Genomic DNA, 14,659 nt, shown 5'->3' on the forward strand with positions numbered 1-14,659 from the left:
CATGAAGCTCGGAAAGTAGTGCCAGAGCCACGAGCGGATTCGCCGCATCAGAGGCTCCCCATTGGCAACAACAGGGCTAGCCGCCAGTTCGGGCGTGGACAGCAAGCTTTCGAGCGCTTCTTCTGGGGAATGCACGATCGCGCCGCCGGGTTGAATCAAGAACCCGCCCGCGGCCTGAGCCGCTGGACTTTTGGTGTCGATCGTAACCGCGCCTTGAAGACCACAAACAATGTGCAGGGTTCTGGGTGAGCGATCGTTTCAGTCGAATAACGCCAGTGACTGCGACAGAGCTCGCCGCTTGAGTTGTGCGCGCTGACCCACCGAAACGCCCCAGAGGGCCAAAAGCGCCGCGCCGCAGATCAGCGCCAAGATCAACCGTCGAGTGGTGCGCTGGTGCGGTATTAAGCCGCCGGGTGCGATGATATAGCTCTTGCGATGCGCCATTCCGCTACCAAATTCGCTGCAAGCCATAGGCGTCCAGTTCGGCATCGGCGCTCAACAGCGGCACACCCTCGGCCAGCGCCTGCGCTATGAGCAAGCGGTCGAACGGATCGCGATGATGGTAAGGCAGCGAGGTCAGGCAGTTGAGATGGGGCATTTTGATCGGCAGACGGTCGACGACCAGTTCCTGTAGCACGCGATTGACAAACGGCTCGAAGGGTTCGCTCAAGTTCAGCGTGCCCTTCCCCAATTTGATGGCGATCTCCCACAGACTGACCACGCTGACGGAAACCTGCGCCGCGGGATCGTCGAAGATCGCTCGAGCATGTTCACTGAGTTTGGGGCTGTTCAGTCCTGCCCACAGAAACGTGTGCGTGTCGAGCAACACCCGCATTACATGTACTCGGCGAAGTCTTCGAGGTGGCTGTCATCGTCACGGACGACGGTCAAGCTGCCTTGCATGCAGCCCAACTGGCGCCTGGCTGGTTGCGATGGAGCCTCGACCGGCGGCACGAGCCGCGCGACTGGCCTGTCACCCTGAGTAATCACGATCGTCTCACCGGGAGCCAGGTGATCGACGAGTTCTTCCAGCTTGGCCTTGGCTTCGGCCAGGGTGACGGTTGTCATGGGCGAAACTCGGTGAGTGGTGGAGACGGTAACCCGGGGGACGGTCGGCTGGCCGAGGGCGCGATCCAGCGGCAACCGACTGCTAAAGACAGTATACCGTGGCCCGTGGTGCGCGGTTCTCTCGAAACCTGCGGAGCAAGCAGCGCCTCGTTTTGATGGTCGGACTTGCGCGCGGCGTGGGAGCTCGACCAACGCCGAATTCATGGTGGCCCTGGGCGCTCTCAACGACAGCGAACTCTGGAACCAACGCTGGACAACCTTAAACCACCAAAACAATTAACGACGCCAGGAAAACTGGCCAGTCGCCCGTGAACGCTACGATTTGCGGCAGCCGCCCACCGCAAGTAAAATTGGATGCTCCATGAAGCCACGACGCGCCATCACGTTGCTAGTGCTCGGAGCGGTGACGCTCTGCCCGTTCAATTGTGTGCGCCACAAGGCTTACCGCGCTGGTTACTTCTTGCGCATGGCGCAGGCGTCTCATACCAGCAGTGACCGCATCACCCCGCCGGCCCCTCCCCGGTGTCAAAACGAAACGGGCTGCATTTGCCAAGGGGTGATTTTTGTCGCCGCGCCGCAAGTCGACGATCTAGCGTTCAGCTATTGGCTGGCATTGGACTTTCAATTGTCTGAGCCGCCGCTCAACCACGGCTTCGACAGTGAACCGGTTTGGTTGCGCCATCGTCGGGACGAAGCGCCAGCACCCTCTGGTAGGGCACTGCGCGCGCTCATCGCCTCTTTTCAGATTTGACCTTCCCTTCGAGTCGAGTTTAGGTCTCGCGGCACTGCACGCTGGCAGCGCTGTTTTTCGAATCTGACTAACGAAGGGTACCTGTGTGTTGAATCTCGCCGCCTGTTATGCGCGCCTGCGCGCACTGGTTCCTCGCTCCCGCATGGCCCTTGTCGCCGGCGCCGGCGGGACGATCTTCATCGCCGTTTCGCTGATAGCCGCCAATCCATTTGGCCATTCGACAGCGACCAAGGTCGGCGCGGTTGAGGAACAGCAAGAACTTGCTCAGTTGGAATCGGTCGTTCGCTTGACGCCGGCGCAGACGGCGAAAGCCCGGCTGCAAACCACGAGCGCCGAAGTTCGGGCGCTGCAAGATGAACGTCGAGTTCCGGGACGCATTGGCTACAACGAGTCGCGGCGGCTGGAAGTAAGGATGCCGGTGGACGGCCTGGTTTCGCAAGTGCTGGTCACACCGGGCGACGCAGTAAAAAAAGGAGATCGCCTGGCGATACTGTCGAGCGTTGCCGTTGGACTGGCGCGCGACGAAATCGTGAAGGCAGAAGCCGATTGCGCGATCGCTCGGCGCGAACGCGATTGGGCGGCTGAAATCGCCACCAATTTGGAAGCGCTGCAGGCGACGCTGAAAAACCATCCGCAGGTCGAGGAGATCGAGCGCGAATACCAGGACCGGCCGCTAGGAAACCACCGCGACAAGATTGTCTCGGCGTATTCCCGGTACTTGTTTGCCGAGGGGACTTACCGATCTAGCGAGTCGCTGACCGGCGCGCTGCCGAGAAACACGATTCGCGAACGAAAAAGCGACAAAGAAGTCGCCCGGGCGAACTTCTTGGGGATTTGCGAACAATCGCGCTTCGAAGCGGCGCAGCGCCGCGATCTGGCCCAAGCCAACCTCGAACACGCGGAACGCCTGGTTGCGGTCAATCGGCAGAAACTTCGCCTGCACCTGGGGCCATTCGCCGAGTTGTCGACCACACCACTGGACGCGAGTTTGTGTGAAGTGGTGCTGCAGTCGAGCATCGATGGCTTTGTCGAGCAACGCTTTGTCACCGACGGCGTTCAATTCAACGCGTCGCAGAATTTGTTTGTCCTCGCCAACGTGGACACGGTATGGGTTTCCGCGCAGATCTACGCGCGCGAATGGGCGGATTTCGACCTGCGCAGCGTCACCAACGTCACGGTGGACTGTCCGGCGGTGCCCGACCAGCGCTTGCCAGCGACGCCGCTATTCGTCTCGGTGGGCACGTCGCCGCAAAGTCATGCGGTGCCTGTGGTGGCCGAACTGGACAACGCCGCGGGACGGTTCAAACCGGGCATGTTTGCTTGGGTGACGATTCCCTTTGGCGCGCCGCGGCGCGCGCTGGTCGTGCCAGAGGGGGCGGTCATGCGTCATGAGTCGCAAGCCTTTGTGTTCGTGGCGGCCGGCGAAGGCGCCTACCGCAAAACAGATGTCTCGCTTGGCATGGCGACGGAACATTGGATCGAAGTCCTCAGCGGAGTGCAGGAAGGCGATCCGGTCGTGTCGGAAGGGGCCTTCTATCTCAAAAGCGAATGGCTCCTCCGCGGCCAGGACGACTGAACTTGGTCCTTCCTCATTCAGTAGCAAGGCAACTCATGCTCTCCCGATTGATTGAACTGTCGCTCAAAAGCCCCTTGCTGGTGCTCGCCATGGTGGGATTGATGGCGATGGGCGGTCTGTATAGCGCCATTACGCTACCGATCGACGCCGTGCCGGACATGACCAATGTTCAGGTGCAAGTGGTGACCAAAGCGGGCGCGCTCTCGCCGCTGGAAGTCGAACAGTATGTGACCTACGCCGTTGAATCCACGATGAATGGGCTGCCCAATGTGGAGCAGATTCGCAGCGTCTCCAAGTTCGGGTTATCGCTGGTGACCATCGTTTTCAACGAGGGGACCGACATCTTTCGCGCGCGACAGCTTGTCAGCGAGCGGCTTGGCGACGCCCGCGAGCGAGTCATCCAAGGATATGGCACACCGACGATCGGCGTACTAACGACCGCGCTTGGCGAGGTGCTGCAATTTGAGGTTCGCGGTGACGGCTACACGCCGATGGAACTGAGGACACTGCTGGAGTGGGAGATCGCTCCCAGAATGCGGCAAGTTCCGGGCGTGACCGAGATCAATGTGCATGGCGGTTTTTACAAAACCTATGAAGTGGCCATTGATCCGGACAAAATCGCCGCCCACGAAATCACGCTGCCGGAAGTATTCAATGCGCTAGCCCAGAACAACGCCAGCGCGGGGGGCGGCTATATCGTGCATCACGGCGAGCAGCGTTACATCCGCGGGCAGTCGTTGCTCAAGACCGTCGCGGACATCGAAGCGGTCATTGTGCGTCAGAGTTTGGACGGCACGCCACTGGTGATCGGCGATCTAGGCAAGGTGAACATCGCTCCGATGGTTCGCCAAGGAGCGGTCACGCGTGACGGCCGCGGCGAAGCCGTGACGGGAATGGTCATGATGTTGATCGGCGAGAACTCGCGGATCGTAGTGGAACGGGCCAAGGAAAAACTTCACGAGATCGAAAGCTCGCTCCCCGCTGGCGTCACTTTAGAAGTGACGTATGACCGAGCCCACCTGATCGAGCGCACGCTGGACACGGTATTGCACAACCTGATCGAAGGGGGCGCGTTGGTCGTGATGGTGTTGCTGCTGCTGCTTGGCAGCATCCGCGCCGGGATCATCGTAGCCCTGGCGATTCCGTTGTCGATGCTCTTTGCGACCAATGTCATGGCCGCAACGGGCATTACGGCCAGTTTGATGAGCCTGGGGGCCATTGATTTTGGCTTGATTGTCGATAGCTCGGTCATCATGGTCGAGAACTGCATACGACATCTCTCGCATGGAAATACGGGCAAGTCGCACTCCGATGTCATACGCGACGCCGCCATTGAAGTGCGTAAGCCGACCATGTTTGGCGAATTGATCATCGCCGTCGTCTATTTGCCGATCCTGGCCTTGCAGGGCACGGAAGGCAAACTGTTTCGTCCCATGGCATTGACCGTTCTTTTCGCGCTCGCTGGCTCGTTGGTGTTGTCCTTGACGCTGATGCCCGTTTTGGCCTCGCTATGTCTCCCGCGCCAGATGAATGAACGCGAGGTATGGCTGATTCGCGCCTTCAAGCGCGTTTATCAACCCATACTGCATCGGGCGATTCGCTCGCCGGTTGTGACGGTCTGCTTGGCGTTGGCGTTATTTTTGACCAGCATCCCGATAGCGCGTTATTTGGGGGCCGAGTTCATGCCTCGGCTGGACGAGGGAGATCTGTTGATCGAGGTGGTGCGTCTGCCGAGCGCGAGCCTGGAAGACGCGATCACGATGTCCACATCGATCGAGCAATTGCTGCGCGAATTTCCCGAAGTGCGAACCGTGTTTTCGAAGACCGGACGTCCGGAAGTCGCCAATGACGTGATGGGAGTGCATCAAACCGACGTGTGGGTGCTGCTCAAGGAAACCGCCGAATGGCCGGTCGCGAAGTCTCGTGACGAGTTGATCGAAGCAATGTCAAAGGAGTTGGCGGAGCGAATTCCCGGCATCAAGTTTGGCTTCAGTCAGCCCATCGAAATGCGAGTCGATGAGCTCGTGGCCGGCGTCAAGGCCGATGTGGCGGTGCTGCTTTATGGGGACGACATGGAGATCCTTGCCGAGAAAGGCAAGCAAATCGAAAGCGTGCTCCGCGGCATTCCCGGCGCGGCCGATGTCAAAGCCGATTATCAGGCAAACGTGCCGACCTTGCGTGTTCAAGTCAAGCCCGATCGACTTGCCGCCTATGGCATCGATGCCGCGGCCGTGATGAATGCCGTCTCCACGGTCGGCGGCTATGAAGTGGGCCAGGTATTGGAAGGGCGCGCCCGGTTTCCGATCATTGTCCGGTATCCGCCGTTGTGGCGCGAAAGCGAGTATTTGCTGAAGCAACTTCCCATCAATACCGCCGCTGGCAGCCAAGTTCCCTTAAGCGAGCTAGCCGACGTTATTTTGGACGAGAGCCCTCCTGGCATCGACCACGAGGCCATGCGGCGCCGCACGTACGTGTCGGTCAATGTGCGCAATCGCGACGTGGCGAGCTTCGTCTACGAGGCCCAACGGGCGATTCAAGACCATGTACCCCTGCCGACTGGCTATTCCATTCAATGGGGAGGAGATTTTGAGAATCTGCAGTCGGCAAGTCTGCGGCTGGCGATCATTACGCCGATCGTGCTGCTGCTGATCTTTTTGTTGCTCTATGGCACATTCGGATCGATGCGACTGGCGCTACTCATTTATTTGGCGGTCCCCATTGCCGCTTCGGGCGGAATCATCGCGCTCGCGCTGCGGGGGATGCCATTTAGCATTTCAGCCGGCGTGGGCTTTATTGCGCTGTTTGGAGTGGCGGTGCTGAACGGATTGGTTTGGGTGAGCGGCGCGGAGGGCATGCGAACCACCGGAACCGACTTGCGTACCGCGGCGCGCGAGACCGCCTTGTTGCGATTGCGGCCTGTGTTGATGACGGCATCGGTGGCAAGCCTAGGCTTTCTGCCGATGGCCATATCCACAACGGCCGGCGCCGAGATTCAGCGGCCGCTGGCATCTGTCGTCATTGGCGGGCTCATCACGTCGACGATGCTCACCGCTTTGGTGCTGCCCGCGATATACCCTTGGTTCGCGCCAAGAACACAACATTGAAAATGGCGCATCCGGTTTGTTGGACGATGCTTGTGGCTCTGCGGCGATTGGCGCCTGACGCGGGCGCCATCCCGTCACATGGCCGCGACGATTCGCCGAAGCCGATGACCGAAATCTGCCCTGTCGCCGCAGGCCTGGCGGCGACGCCCTAACTCAAGTTGAGAACCATGAGCGACAATCCGCATCAGGTGGAAACGGCGCAAGACCGACCCCAGCGCCGGCAGCGCGGCTGGACTTATTGGTTGAGCACCGCGCGCGACCATTTGTTTTTCGCGGCGGCGCTCAAGCGCGTGTCGCCCGCCGAATACCAGAGGAGCGAGTGCGCGTCGAGCAGCAGCTTCATTGGAGCGCCTCATCGAAGCTGGCGAGGTGCTCCTCGTCGTCGGCAACGATCGTCACCAGGTCGCGACAACCGCCGAACACCGGCTGCGGCTTTGCGGCTTTGGCCCCCGATAATTGCGCCACTGGCTTGTCGTCTTTGACGATCACGATTGTCTCGCCGGGGGCCAGGTGATCGACGAGTTCTTCGAGCTTGGCCATGGCTTCGGCCAGGGTGACGGTTGTCATGGTAGAAACTCGGTGAGGGGTGGCGCGTGGAGGCAGCAACTCGGGGGACGGTCGGCTGCGGAGCACGATTCGGCGGCAAGCGGCTATCAAAGACAGTATACCGTGCCCCATGGTGCGGGGTTGCTTGAAACTAGGCGAGCTGCGCCGCAAGCGGCGCCTCGTTGGGATGGTCGGTCTTGCGCGGGCATGCGGGGCGGGGGCTAAGCAGAGAATTCCATCGTGGGCGGCGGTCGAGTCTCGCCGCCGCGCTGGCAATTGAACCCACGCGCGGCGGCGGCCGTTGTACAATAGCCACACATTCCGGAGTGGACCGGGCGATCGTCGGCGCGGGCCGCAAGGCACGCGCGGGAGGAAAGTCTGGGCTCCACAGGACACGGTGGTGGGTAACTCCCACCGGCCGCGAGGCCAGGGAAAGTGCAACAGAAAGCAAACCGCCTGCGGCGCGCAAGCGACGCGGTAAGGGTGAAACGGTGAGGTAAGAGCTCACCAGCAGGCTGGGCGACCAGCCTGGCTAGGCAAACCCCACCGGGAGCAAGACCAAGCAGGAGGAAGCTGGCGCGCAAGCGCCGGCGCGACGCGGTCCGTGTCGCCACCACCTCCGGGTAGGTTGCTGGAGCCGCCGAGCAATCGGCGGCCTAGAGAAATGATCGCCGCCGGCGCAACACGCCGGCACAGAACCCGGCTTACAGGTCCACTCCGGATTTTTTCTATTTTGTGAGGGGATAGCGAGGCACGGCGAGCGACAGCGGCGCTGCGAGGGGTAGCAGCAACGGCGCTATTCGCCACAGCGGCACAACGAGCGACCTGCGCGCCGCCAGCGACGATCGCGCCGGGCGACGTGGGGCAATTGTCGTCTGCTTGCGCGTGGCAAGACAGAAGACATGCCGGAGGGCGCCTGCCCGAGCCAGGGCCGCTCCCCGCGCGCTCATCCTTGAGCGACGCGTGGCGCGGCATTGACCTGATAGCAGCTTGCGCGAGTCGGCTTAGGCCGGACCGTGGTGGCCGGTCGCGGGCCGAAACCGCCTGGTGAGGGCCAACGCCCTCCGGCATTGTGTCGTTCTGTCGCCGCCAGACCGAATCCGTATCCCGATCTGGCGGCCGGGCGGGTTATTCCACCACCTGCGAAACGGGGGACAGCAGGTGCTCGTCGACCCCTTGCAGCAGCTTGGCGATGCAGAGCCGGTTCATGCTGGTCTTGCGGTCGTGAGCTTCTGCCCGCAGCGAGTCGTGCAGGCTCTTGGGGAGGCGGACGGTGATGACGCGGGTGGGCTCTGGCTGGTTGGGTTTGCCGCGGCCGCGTTCGCGGAGTTTGGCGAGCATACCCTGAATCTGCTGGTGCTCGCGGGTCTTTTCGAACTCGGCGAACTGCTCCTGGCTGGCGAAGCTCTTGCGCACGGCCCCTTCAATGCCGAGGATCTCTCGGAAGAAAGTGACCCAGTCGGGGTCTTGGGAGTAGAGGTCGTGGGCCACCATAAGGACTTCCTGATACTTGTTAGCCATTTCGTCTCCTTACTGTCTGGTCGAATTTTGTTTGACCGGCCCGCCGTGGGCCGCGAACTTGTCGAGATTGTCGGCAGGCGTCAAGTCAATGCGTCCATATCGTTGCAATGACAGCAGTTAGGGTCGATTGGCGTCAGCGTGCCTTGGTTTGATGCAGGGCTGCCTGAATTCGTGCAGCGAGTGACCTGCCTGTTTTTTGTGCAGGTGGTCGAGTTGCACTGAAAAAAGTGTCCAGCTCGCGCGGTCCATAAAATCGACAAAGTTTCTCGCTAGCGCTAGCGACCAGATAAGCTGCGCGGTGCTGGCAAGCCATTGGTGCCGTAGCCGCGCTTTGCGCCCCAAAAGAAAAGGCCCCGCGAGGAATCTCGCAGGGCCTGGGATGGTCAAGGGGAGGAATAGAGGGTCAGCCGGCCAGTTCGGTCCGTACCCGTTCGAGGAGGGCCTTGGTCAGCTTGATCCCTTCTGGCTCGGGGGCCTTGCTCCCCTCGTACTCGATGCCGACGTAGCCGTGGTACCCGGCGTCGAGGACGATCTGCATCATCTTCTTATAGTCGGTGTGGGTTTCGTTGCCGTCGGCGTCGAAGTCGTGGCTCTTGGCGCTGACCGCCTTGGCCAGCGGCATGAGTTCGGCCACGCCTTGGTAGCGGTCGTACTCCTCGTCTTTGCTGAGGCGGAAGTTGCCAAAGTCGGGCAAGGTGCCGCAGTTGGGCAGGCCGACCAGCTTCATGACCCCGGCCAGCCATTTGCCGTTGGAGGACAGGCCGCCGTGATTTTCCACCAGCACGTTGAGGCCATGGGGGGCGGCGAACTCCGAGAGACGTCGTAGGCCATCGGCGGCAAGCTTTTGCTGCTCGTCGAAGCTCCCTTCGCTATGGGCGTTGACGCGGATGGAGTGGCAACCGAGGAATTTGGCCGCCTCGACCCACTTGTGATGGTTTTCGACCGCCTTGAGTCGCTTCTTCTCGTCGCTGTCGCCGAGGGCGCCTTCGCCATCGATCATGATGAGCAGGCTCTTGACGCCGAGGTCGTCGGCGCGGGTCTTCATGTCGGTCAGATACGACTGATCTTTGGCCTTGGTCTTGAAGAACTGATTGACGTACTCGACCGCCTCGATGCCGTAGTCTTCGCGCGCGACCTTGACGAAATCGAGATGGTCGAGCTTATGGCCAAACAGCGTCTTGTGCAGCGACCACTCGGCCAGCGAGATTCTGAACAGCGGCGCGGCGGGATCGGCGGCCATGAGCGATTTTCCTAGGGAGGCGATTTCCAGTCCGCCGGTAGCGGCAGCGGCGGCGACGCCAGCCGCCTTGAGCACCGCGCGGCGGGGAAGTGGTTGTGACATGAGCGAAGTTCCTTGCAAGCGGAGAGTGCGAAACGGTAGCGCGTGGCAGCGGGCCAGTATAGAAGCCGCCAGAAACGGCCACAAACATGCGGGCTGGCGCCGCGCGTCAGGGCGCGTTGAGCGGCCGTCGCGACTGGGCGATAATGGCGGGTCGATGCTCGAGGTTCGCGCCGGCCGGAGTCGCTCGATGAAGATTGTCCTGGGATGGATCGTGTTAATTGCCGCCGGCGCTGGTCTGGCAGCGGCGCAGGGAGAGGAACCGGCGGCGGTCGCGCCCGATCATGCCGAGCGGATGGCGGCGGGGCAAGAGCTTTTCAAGTCGCAGGTGCGGGGGCTATTGGTCCAGCATTGTCTCGACTGCCACGGCGGCAAGAAGGTGGAGGGGGACTTTAACCTTTCCACGCGCGAAGGGCTATTAAAAGGAGGTGCGTCTGGCGAGCCAGGGGTGGCGGACAAGGCGGCCGATAGTTGGGTGATGTCGCTCATCCGGCATGCGGAAGAGCCCGCCATGCCGTTTGAGCAGGACCAACTTCCTGACACGGCGATCGACGCCATTGGTCGTTGGATCGACTTGGGCGCGCCGTACGATAAACCGCTGGTCGAAGGGGAAGGAGCGCTGCAGGGGAGCGCCGTAGTCACCGCCGAAGACCGCCAGCATTGGTCGTTCTTGCCACTGGCGACGGTGACGCCGCCGGAGGTGGCGGGCTGGCATCGCAACGTGGTCGATCGTTTTGTGCTGGCCAAGCTGGAAGAGGAGGCGCTGCGGCCCAACCCGATCGCCAATCGCCGCACGCTGATCCGCCGCGCGTCGCTCGACTTGATCGGCTTGCCGCCGAGCGCGGAAGAAGTCGAGGCGTTTGTGGCCGATCGCGATCCGGCGGCCTACGAGAAGTTGATCGACCGACTGCTCGCCAGCGGACACTATGGCGAGCGATGGGGGCGGCACTGGCTCGACTTGGCGCGGTTCGCGGAGAGCCACGGCTACGAGCAGGATTATGATCGGCCGCACGCGTATCACTATCGCGACTTTGTGATTCGCGCTTTGAACGACGACATGGCGTACGACCGCTTTGTGCGGTTGCAGATCGCGGGCGACGAGTTGGAGCCGGACAATCCTCAGGCGCTGTTGGCCACGGGCTTTTTGGGCGCTGGCACCCATGCCACGCAGATCACCGCCAACCAGGTGGAGAAGGAACGCTACGACGAACTGGACGACATGGTGAACACCACCGGCACGGCCTTTCTGGGGCTGACGATTGGCTGCGCTCGGTGTCACGATCACAAGTTCGATCCGATCCCGACCAGCGACTACTACCACCTGCTGGCGACGTTCACCACCACGGTGCGCAGCGAGATTGAGTTGGATCTGGAACCCGAACGCACGCGGCAGGCGCAGGCCGAGTTCGACGCGCAGCACGCGCCGCTGGTGGCCGCGCGCGCAAAGTACGAAGCCGATGTGTTGCCGGGGTTGCTCGACGCCTGGCTGGCGCGCGGTGTGGCGCCGGCGCGGCCGACCTGGATGATCGTGGCGCCGAGCGCGCTAACGTCAAAAGGAGGGGCGACCTTCACCAGGCAGGCCGACGGCTCGTACCTGGCCTCGGGGACGAACAGCGACACGGATGAATACCGGTTGGAGTTCTCCGCGGCGCTGGGACCGGTGACGGCGATCCGCATCGAGGCGCTGGCCGACGGATCGCTGCCAAAATCGGGGCCGGGCAGGGCCGACAACGGCAACTTTGGATTGTGCGACGCGCGGCTGACCATCGTGCCGGCGGACGCCAGCGCAACGGCGACCGCGGTCAAGCTGACGCGGCCGCGCGCCGACTTTGAACAGGCGGGCTTGCCAGTCGCCGCCGCGATCGACGACGACCCCAAATCTTGCTGGGCGGTAGATCCTGAGTTTGGCAAAAACCATGTGGCGGCGTTCGATCTGGAAGCGCCGGTCACGCCTGCCAGCGGCGAGCGCTTGGCGCTAACGCTCAAGTTCGAGGCGAATCAGCGGCACAGCATCGGGCGGCTGCGCGTGGCAATCAGCAGCGCGGCGAGTTCGCCCGCCTTTGGCGCCGAGTCGGGCACACTGGCCGAGACGGTTGAGATCGAACGCATTGTGACGCTGCCGGCGGCGCAGCGCAGCGCGGAGGATCGCCAGCGTTTGCTTACTTGGTTTGGGCCGACCGATGCGGAATGGCGGCGACTCAACGAGATCGTCGAGACGCACGCGCGGCTGGCGCCGCGACCGACGCTGGCCAAGGTGATGATCACCAGCGAGGGCTTGCCGGCGATTCGCTTTCACACGCAAGGGGCGGACTTCTTTGAAGAAACGTACCTGCTCAAGCGCGGCGACCTGAGCCAGAAGCAAGGGGTGGCGACGCCGGCGTTTTTGCAGGTGCTGACCACCGCGCCCGACGCGGAGCGGCATTGGCAAGTCGCGCCGCCGGCGGGCGCGCGCACGGCGCATCGGCGGGCGGCCTTGGCGCGATGGATCACCGACACCGAGCAGGGCGCCGGCGCGCTGGCGGCGCGGGTGATGGCCAATCGACTGTGGCAGCACCATTTTGGCCGCGGCATCGCGGCCACGCCGAGCGACTTTGGAAAACAAGGCGAGCGGCCGACGCATCCGGAATTGCTGGAATGGCTGGCGGGCGAACTGGTGCGCGGCGGTTGGCGGCTGAAGCCGCTGCACAAGCTCATGATGACCAGCGCCGCCTACATGCAGACCGTGGCAAGCGACGACGCGCGCGCGGCGATCGACCCGGAGAATCGGCTACTCTGGCGGCGCAATCGGCAGCGGCTGGAGGCCGAAGCGCTCCGCGACGCGATGCTGGCCGCCAGCGGGCGATTGGACACGACGATGTTTGGCCCGGGCACGCTCGACGAGGCGCAGCGGCGGCGGAGCATTTACTTCTTTGTGAAGCGCAGCCAATTGATTCCGACGATGACGCTGTTCGACGCGCCGGAGGCGCTGACGCCGATCGCCGTGCGGAGCGCGACCACCGTGGCGCCGCAAGCCTTGGCGCTACTGAACAACGAACACCTGGCGCAGTGCGGAGCGTCGCTGGCCGAGACGCTCGACCAAAATTATCCCAGCGACTGGATCGCGCTCATCGACGCCGCGTTTCTGCGGACCTTGGGGCGACCCGCCACGGCGGACGAGCAGGGGGACGCGGTCAAGTTTCTGGAGGCGCAGCAAGCGAGTTACCGCGCGACGGGACATACCAACCCGCGGCGGATGGCCACGGCCGATTTTTGCCAAGCGCTATTTTGTTCCAATGAGTTTATCTATGTCGAATGATCGCGTTATTGTGAACCCGGGGCCGCTGTCGCGCCGCGAACTGCTGACCAAGGCGGGCGCGGGGTGCGGCATGTTGGCGCTGGCCGGACTCTTGCAGGAGCAGGGCCTGCTGGGGAGCGCGGCCGCCGCGCCGTTGGCGCTCAATCCGTTGGCAGCGCACGCGGGGCACTTTCCGGCCCAGGCCAAGAACGTCATCTGGCTGTTCATGAATGGCGGTCCCAGCCAAGTTGACACCTGGGACTACAAGCCAGAACTCGAAAAGCGCGACGGCAAGGAACTGGAAGGCTTTGACAAGAACACCGGCTTCTTCACCGATCAGGTGGGGCCGCTGATGAAGTCGCCTTTCCAGTTCGCGCAGCATGGGGAGTCGGGGACGTGGGTCTCGGAGATTTTTCCCGGCATGGCCCAACATGTGGACGACATGGCGCTGCTCTACTCCTGCTACACGGAGACGAACAATCACTCGCCGGCGCTGTTTCAGATCAACACGGGCATGAGCCGGATGGGCTTTCCGTGCGTGGGGGCGTGGGTGACCTATGGCCTGGGGAGCGAAAGCCAGAACCTGCCCGCGTTCGTCGTGATGTACGACACGCTGGGGCGCGGGTTGCCGAAGGGGCACGCGCAGAACTGGGGCGCGGGTTTTTTGCCGGGGGTGTTTCAGGGATCGGCGCTCAACGCGCAAGGGGCGCCGATCAACAACCTGTATCGCCGCGACACGATGACCGACGCGCAGCAGCGCGCGCAGATCGACTACGTGCAGCAACTCAACCAGCGGCACCTGGCGGAGAACCCGGCCGACGCCGAACTGGCCGCGCGGATCGAGAGTTTTGAACTGGCGTACCGCATGCAGATCGCGGCGCCCGAGGCGCTCGACATCGACAGCGAGCCAGAAAACATCAAAAGCCTGTACGGGCTGGACAACCCGAAGTGCAAACATTTTGCCCGGCAGGTGCTGACCGCGCGGCGGTTGGTGGAGCGCGGGGTGCGGTTTGTGCAGATCTATTCGGGGGGCATGGAGAACGAGCGAAGCTGGGACGGGCACACCAACATCGCGCAGAATCATCGCGGCTTCGCGGGGGAGACCGATCAGCCAATCGCCGGGCTATTGACCGACCTCAAGGCCCGAGGGCTATTGGATTCGACGCTGGTGATCTGGTGCGGCGAGTTTGGCCGCTTGCCGATCGCGCAGAAGGGGAGCACGGGGCGCGACCATAATCCGCACGCCTTCACCGCGTGGCTGGCGGGGGGCGGCGCTAAGGGGGGCGCGCGGTACGGCGCCACCGACGAGATTGGCCACAAGGCGGTTGACAACCGAGTGAGCGTGAACGATTTGCACGCCACGATCTTGCACTTATTGGGCATCGATCACGAGCGGCTGACGTATCGCTACAGCGGCCGCGACTTCCGCCTGACCGATGTGGCCGGCCGCGTAGTGCATGATGTGGTGAGTTAGGCGACT

Annotated in this window: 11 protein-coding genes and 1 other RNA gene; 6 read left to right on the forward strand and 6 right to left on the reverse strand. The window is 62.6% G+C overall.

The window, feature by feature from the left end:
• Positions 1 to 258: 258 nt before the first annotated feature.
• The 3 genes from K1X71_08925 to K1X71_08935 are packed head-to-tail and all read right to left on the reverse strand — an operon-like array spanning position 259 to position 1,068.
• Positions 259 to 444 (reverse strand): hypothetical protein, encoded by a 186-nt coding sequence (locus K1X71_08925; protein ID MBX7073258.1) that lies wholly within the window; start codon positions 442 to 444, stop codon positions 259 to 261.
• A 4-nt stretch (positions 445 to 448) separates the two neighbouring features.
• Entirely contained in the window at positions 449 to 835 is a 387-nt protein-coding gene (locus K1X71_08930) for a type II toxin-antitoxin system VapC family toxin (GenBank protein ID MBX7073259.1), read from the reverse strand.
• Positions 835 to 1,068 (reverse strand): type II toxin-antitoxin system prevent-host-death family antitoxin, encoded by a 234-nt coding sequence (locus K1X71_08935; GenBank protein MBX7073260.1) that lies wholly within the window; start codon positions 1,066 to 1,068, stop codon positions 835 to 837. Before K1X71_08935 ends, K1X71_08930 begins: the two co-directional genes overlap by 1 nt.
• 361 nt (positions 1,069 to 1,429) lie before the next feature.
• On the opposite strand from K1X71_08935, the gene K1X71_08940 reads away from it, so the two are divergent.
• From K1X71_08940 to K1X71_08950, 3 genes are all read left to right on the forward strand, one after another.
• On the forward strand, positions 1,430 to 1,819 hold the full coding sequence (locus K1X71_08940; GenBank protein MBX7073261.1) for a hypothetical protein: 390 nt from the start codon (positions 1,430 to 1,432) through the stop codon (positions 1,817 to 1,819).
• Positions 1,820 to 1,961: 142 nt separating this feature from the next.
• The gene (locus tag K1X71_08945; protein MBX7073262.1) at positions 1,962 to 3,395 is read left to right on the forward strand and encodes an efflux RND transporter periplasmic adaptor subunit; all 1,434 of its coding nucleotides are present in this window, start codon (positions 1,962 to 1,964) and stop codon (positions 3,393 to 3,395) included.
• Positions 3,396 to 3,430: 35 nt separating this feature from the next.
• Positions 3,431 to 6,499 carry a CusA/CzcA family heavy metal efflux RND transporter gene (locus tag K1X71_08950; GenBank protein ID MBX7073263.1) on the forward strand — a complete coding sequence of 1,023 codons (3,069 nt, stop codon included), beginning with the start codon at positions 3,431 to 3,433 and terminating at the stop codon, positions 6,497 to 6,499.
• A gap of 339 nt (positions 6,500 to 6,838) precedes the next feature.
• On the opposite strand, the gene K1X71_08955 is transcribed toward K1X71_08950, so the two are convergent.
• On the reverse strand, positions 6,839 to 7,066 hold the full coding sequence (locus K1X71_08955; protein ID MBX7073264.1) for a hypothetical protein: 228 nt from the start codon (positions 7,064 to 7,066) through the stop codon (positions 6,839 to 6,841).
• A 302-nt stretch (positions 7,067 to 7,368) separates the two neighbouring features.
• Here K1X71_08955 and rnpB point away from each other — a divergent pair.
• An RNA gene (gene rnpB / locus K1X71_08960) (RNase P RNA component class A) lies at positions 7,369 to 7,768 on the forward strand.
• A gap of 405 nt (positions 7,769 to 8,173) precedes the next feature.
• Here the strand turns inward: rnpB and K1X71_08965 are convergent.
• Together K1X71_08965 and K1X71_08970 are read right to left on the reverse strand one after the other, a co-directional pair.
• Positions 8,174 to 8,566 (reverse strand): hypothetical protein, encoded by a 393-nt coding sequence (locus K1X71_08965; protein MBX7073265.1) that lies wholly within the window; start codon positions 8,564 to 8,566, stop codon positions 8,174 to 8,176.
• Between the two features lie 403 nt (positions 8,567 to 8,969).
• Positions 8,970 to 9,908 (reverse strand): sugar phosphate isomerase/epimerase, encoded by a 939-nt coding sequence (locus K1X71_08970; GenBank protein ID MBX7073266.1) that lies wholly within the window; start codon positions 9,906 to 9,908, stop codon positions 8,970 to 8,972.
• A gap of 187 nt (positions 9,909 to 10,095) precedes the next feature.
• On the opposite strand from K1X71_08970, the gene K1X71_08975 reads away from it, so the two are divergent.
• Together K1X71_08975 and K1X71_08980 are read left to right on the forward strand one after the other, a co-directional pair.
• Entirely contained in the window at positions 10,096 to 13,200 is a 3,105-nt protein-coding gene (locus K1X71_08975; protein MBX7073267.1) for a PSD1 and planctomycete cytochrome C domain-containing protein, read from the forward strand.
• Positions 13,178 to 14,653, forward strand: a complete 1,476-nt coding sequence (locus tag K1X71_08980; GenBank protein ID MBX7073268.1) for a DUF1501 domain-containing protein — start codon at positions 13,178 to 13,180, stop codon at positions 14,651 to 14,653. Before K1X71_08975 ends, K1X71_08980 begins: the two co-directional genes overlap by 23 nt.
• Positions 14,654 to 14,659 lie beyond the last annotated feature (6 nt).

The organism is Pirellulales bacterium (assembly GCA_019694455.1).
Lineage (GTDB): Bacteria > Planctomycetota > Planctomycetia > Pirellulales > JAEUIK01 > JAIBBY01.

Coding starts and splice junctions, on each gene's coding strand:
- K1X71_08925 (MBX7073258.1), bottom strand. CDS start 444: ATGGCGCATCGCAAGAGCTATATCATCGCACCCGGCGGCTTAATACCG.
- K1X71_08930 (MBX7073259.1), bottom strand. CDS start 835: ATGCGGGTGTTGCTCGACACGCACACGTTTCTGTGGGCAGGACTGAAC.
- K1X71_08935 (MBX7073260.1), bottom strand. CDS start 1,068: ATGACAACCGTCACCCTGGCCGAAGCCAAGGCCAAGCTGGAAGAACTC.
- K1X71_08940 (MBX7073261.1), top strand. CDS start 1,430: ATGAAGCCACGACGCGCCATCACGTTGCTAGTGCTCGGAGCGGTGACG.
- K1X71_08945 (MBX7073262.1), top strand. CDS start 1,962: ATGGCCCTTGTCGCCGGCGCCGGCGGGACGATCTTCATCGCCGTTTCG.
- K1X71_08950 (MBX7073263.1), top strand. CDS start 3,431: ATGCTCTCCCGATTGATTGAACTGTCGCTCAAAAGCCCCTTGCTGGTG.
- K1X71_08955 (MBX7073264.1), bottom strand. CDS start 7,066: ATGACAACCGTCACCCTGGCCGAAGCCATGGCCAAGCTCGAAGAACTC.
- K1X71_08965 (MBX7073265.1), bottom strand. CDS start 8,566: ATGGCTAACAAGTATCAGGAAGTCCTTATGGTGGCCCACGACCTCTAC.
- K1X71_08970 (MBX7073266.1), bottom strand. CDS start 9,908: ATGTCACAACCACTTCCCCGCCGCGCGGTGCTCAAGGCGGCTGGCGTC.
- K1X71_08975 (MBX7073267.1), top strand. CDS start 10,096: ATGAAGATTGTCCTGGGATGGATCGTGTTAATTGCCGCCGGCGCTGGT.
- K1X71_08980 (MBX7073268.1), top strand. CDS start 13,178: ATGAGTTTATCTATGTCGAATGATCGCGTTATTGTGAACCCGGGGCCG.